Below are 3,788 nucleotides of genomic sequence, written 5' to 3' on the forward strand. Positions count from 1 at the left end.
GTCCCATTCCGCAACAAAAGCCTTAACTTGAAAAAAGTTAGGGCTTTTTTGTTTTCTGATAGTAGCAATTATTCATTTCTTCGCAATAAAAAGGTGAGCAATTCGGTGAGCACATTAAACGATATGAATGCTCACCGATTATAGCTTAACAGTTTTTATAAGCTATTTCAATCATTAACATCTTGACTGGAAGTGATAGAATTAACAATTTTGTTTCACTTTAGTCCTTTGTCATGAGAATAAACATCAATCTGCTTTTTTATTTAAAAAGCGCTCCAATTACAAAACCGGTCCAATCACCATTTATTTAAGGTTTACAGTCAATGGTAAACCTGCAGAAACTTCAACGGGAAAGCCATGTGATCCCAACCGCTGGAATGCACAGGCCGGAAGAACCTCAGGTACAAAAGAAGATACCAGGGTTTTAAATTCTTTTTTGGACAGGCTACAGTCAAAAGCTCAGGAACTTCACCAATTGATGGCGGTAGGGAGCGAAACTGTTACGTCAGAAACGGTTAAAAACCGCTTTATCGGAAAGACTCTGCAGTTAAGGACCCTTGTTACAGTTTTTTAAGATCACAACTTTAAAATGAAAAGCCACATGGAAAGGAGTACGAAAGAAGTACTCTTCAGCGCTATGAAACCTGCCTAACGCACGTCATAGATTTTATGCAGTTAGATAGATTATTCAAGTAAAATATGTCTAGAGTTTTATAAATTTTAGACATATTTTGTCATTAATTACATCTATATAGATAATTAGGAATTCATGTATTTTGGAATAGGACTAACAATAAGCCCAGAAGCTCAGCATAAAGCTCAATTAATACACAACATCGACAATGCTTTAAAAGCAGACCAACTGCTTAAAAACTATGGCGAGGGTTTGATAGCATTTTCCATTGATATGAAAGTTGTTAATCCACCCCCCGGCTTCGAGCATCTATTTAAAGTGTTGCCCCCCAAGTACGTGCTTGAAAAGACATCAAAAAATCCTTATACAGGAGAACTTGTAGTAACCAAAAAGCACTTTTTTTGCACATCGCTGATAAATGGTGCTCCATATGAATTGTTTTTGGCTGGAACTGAGGCTGAAAGTCAAAAAATCATAATTCAGAAGATTATAGAATCTTTAGATAATTTGGAGTCCCTTCCTAGGAAGGTTAAAGATTTTAATCGAGATGAATTTAAGCGGGATGTCGAATTTTTTTTAGCTTCCTTAGCCAAGAAAGGCGCTTAAAGAGTTTCGTAATGTATTTTATGCTGCAGGTAAATAAAATGATCTAATGTTAAGACTTACTCAGAAGTTGGCTTAAAAAATAATATAGTAACATCACACTAAGGACTATTCTAAATATAAGGTAACGCCTTACCAAAGTGTATTCAGCTAGCTAGGTAGAGCTTCGGCTATATTAGCTGGAGGACTAGCTACAGGCGGCGCAATTGCGGCGGGCGGAACAGTAACAGTCGTTGGTGCGGTAGCTGGATGGGTCGCCGGAGGTCTTGTTGTTACAGGTGCAGCTATCGGTGCTGGAGTTGTTTATCTTTGGGATAAATTTCATAGTAGTTCCGATGATGGTTCGCAAGTTGTATTAAATGCGGAGGCTAAGCCGAATTCGAGTGGTGCAGAGAAGGCAAAAAGTCCTTCTGAGAAAAATGAAAAGCTTAGAGGAACAGTTAAGACGGGACAAGAAGCGCACAGACAAGAGCAGAAAAAAATAAGAGAAAAGGGTGGCAAAACTGAAGTACCCATGGAGCTGGAAGATGGAACAAAGGTTAGAAAAGATGGAGTTAGGCCCGATGGAACAGCAGTTATTATTAAACCGGATACTAAATCTGGTAGAAAATCGGCTGAAAAAAGGGAAAAATTAATGAAAAAAAAATAAGGTCAAAACTGAAACCATTTTATATGATCCTAAAAATCCCGCATATCAGCCTGGTTCTCCCACATACATAGGCCCGAAAACAAAATAAGATGAAAATAAACAGAAATAAGTTTAAGAAAGAAATTGAGCAAGGATTAGTGTCACTTGGTTATAGAAAGGTGATTCTGGGTTCATCTGTTGCAGATGCCCTCTATCTAAAGGTTATTGACAACGAACTCTATCTTACCCTTGGCTTTACCTACTCTAATTTTAACGTAGGAAAATTTACAGCCGCTTTCTATCTTTCTAAAGTTACTCTTTGGGGTGCGGTATGGGATGACATCCCTCCTGAATCTTATGAAAGGATTGGATCTTTTTTAGAAGATCCGGAGCGACTTGAATTACTAGGAGAGGAGTATAACGTTAAGGGGGTTGCTGATTCTTGGTGGGATATGAATGATATTAGCGCATTAGATAAATTCTTAAAAGCTGTGCAGATTACTGAGAATAGATTTTTGGCTCAACCAGACATGATTTTGAAAATAGAACAGAGTAAAGCTGTAAATGAGCTTTCCAGATTATCCCTTCTTGTTATTAATGAAGTTGCCAACAATGATGATACATTCAAGTATAAATTTACCCCCAAAAAAGCAAATCCCGAAATCGGAGACAAATGGTTTAAGGCTGCTGAGAGGATATTAAGTTATGAAAAATCAGAAACCAATGTTAATATCGTAGCTAGGTTAGCTTATGATGCCTTTAGGCAAAGTGAAGTGGGTGATTGATTAGTTTTTATAATAAATTACTAAAAGTCCTAGATAATAATTGCAAAATGTTTAAGAAAACAAATGTAAATTCTATAAAAGAATTTTGGAAATGGTTTGCTTCGATTTGCCAAGATTTCGGAGAGGCATTTGATAATTACGACTTAATTGATGACTTGGATAAAAGAATTCGTTCGCTTGGCGATTTTACCTGGGAGTTAGGCCCCGGAATTAATTCGAGCAACATGCTGGTTATTTCTCCAGGTGGTGAGTTAAGTTTATTAGAGAAGACCAAAAAAATTATTTCGTATTCTATAAAGTGCAAAGGGTGGGATTTTTTTTATGCTAAGCCACCAAAGGAATGGGATCTTATTTTTGATTTCTATAGATATTCAGGAGAACAGATTGAAGTAAACGCAAATACATGGGAATATGTCTTGTTAAAATATGATGATGGTGTATTTGAAATATTGATTAAGTGTGAAAATGTTGATAGCCGCCTATCTATTGATGAAAAACAAATTGCCTGTGAGATACTTTTAGATGGGATCTTAGGAGAGGAGTTAAGAATTTTAAGGTTTGAAATTATCGAGGTTGTCGATAGTTTCGAAAGGAAATATCAGAACAAAGTTTTAAATATTAAATCTCTTTCCAGTCGGAGTATTGCGGTATGACACAATTGTTAACTGTAAACAGCAAAACCCATCAGAAATGTTGGGTTTTCTGTTTCTATGAATGCTGGTGCAAGAGTTATTTTTTCGTTGGGATAAAATGCAATATAATGATGATTGGGCATTTTGGCAAAAACCGCAATTCGTCCGCATTTAAACCGTGAGCACAACGCCTGCAGATGAGGTATTTAGACAAGGCCTATAAATAAATTGCATTAGATAGAATTAATATTTCCTTTACTATAGTCATTTATAGTCAAATATATGCAGAAAAAAGGTGAGCATGTAGTGAGCAGGCTACATCGGTATAATTTAAAAAGCTAACTGTCAAAGATATATGAGTAGGGTTCGAGTCCCGTCCATTCCGCAACAAAAGCCTTAACTTGAAAAAAGTAAGGGTTTTTTTTTTTTTGTGGAGTCCTAAAAAAGGTTGACCAAATCTTAACAAAATGGTCAATAATAATTTAAAAAAATTGCAACGTTCACCC

General features: G+C 36.2%; 5 protein-coding genes. All 5 read left to right on the forward strand.

Features of this window, described 5'->3' with window-relative positions:
- The first annotated feature begins 301 nt into the window (after positions 1–301).
- Entirely contained in the window at positions 302–574 is a 273-nt protein-coding gene (locus tag AC07YT_RS13530; protein WP_494945352.1) for an Arm DNA-binding domain-containing protein, read from the forward strand.
- A gap of 195 nt (positions 575–769) precedes the next feature.
- On the forward strand, positions 770–1,240 hold the full coding sequence (locus AC07YT_RS13535; RefSeq protein ID WP_086548610.1) for an Imm44 family immunity protein: 471 nt from the start codon (positions 770–772) through the stop codon (positions 1,238–1,240).
- A 511-nt stretch (positions 1,241–1,751) separates the two neighbouring features.
- Positions 1,752–1,886, forward strand: a complete 135-nt coding sequence (locus AC07YT_RS13540; RefSeq protein WP_494945351.1) for a hypothetical protein — start codon at positions 1,752–1,754, stop codon at positions 1,884–1,886.
- Positions 1,887–1,975: 89 nt separating this feature from the next.
- Positions 1,976–2,650 carry a hypothetical protein gene (locus AC07YT_RS13545; RefSeq protein ID WP_086548611.1) on the forward strand — a complete coding sequence of 225 codons (675 nt, stop codon included), beginning with the start codon at positions 1,976–1,978 and terminating at the stop codon, positions 2,648–2,650.
- A 47-nt stretch (positions 2,651–2,697) separates the two neighbouring features.
- Positions 2,698–3,303, forward strand: coding sequence for a hypothetical protein (locus tag AC07YT_RS13550; RefSeq protein ID WP_086548612.1), 606 nt, complete (start codon positions 2,698–2,700; stop codon positions 3,301–3,303).
- Positions 3,304–3,788: the final 485 nt, after the last annotated feature.

The sequence above is a fragment of the Pedobacter sp. GW460-11-11-14-TSB4 genome (assembly GCF_059423705.1).